The organism is Corynebacterium sp. UMB4614, assembly GCF_030217065.1.
Lineage (GTDB): Bacteria > Actinomycetota > Actinomycetes > Mycobacteriales > Mycobacteriaceae > Corynebacterium.
In genome coordinates this window covers 1-297 of record NZ_JASONC010000079.1, presented here as the reverse complement: position 1 = coordinate 297, position 297 = coordinate 1, and the positions used below count along the sequence as shown (strand labels likewise).

Here is a 297-nt window from a genome sequence, read left to right as displayed (position 1 = left end):
GATATGGGATTTGTATTCCGGCTCGGGACTGTTTACTATGCCTCTTGCTTCTCGTATAGTACCGAACGGGGAAGTGCTCGCGATAGAGGGCGCTGAACAGGCGGTTTCTTCAGCAATCAAAAATGCGAAACGCAATAATATTAGCAACGTAACCGAGGTTGCGGGCGATGTGCTTCAGTCTTTACGTCATGTGAAGAAAAATTATGTGAACCTTGATCAGCCGGATTTGGTTGTTCTCGATCCGCCGCGTGCAGGGGCGGGCAAGAAAGTTGTGGAACAGATTGCTGCTTCTGGCGC

Annotated in this window: 1 pseudogene; it reads left to right on the top strand. The window is 49.8% G+C overall.

What is annotated here, in order from left to right:
* Positions 1-37 precede the first annotated feature (37 nt).
* A pseudogene (locus QP413_RS09980) lies at positions 38-297 on the top strand (hypothetical protein); the annotation flags it as partial.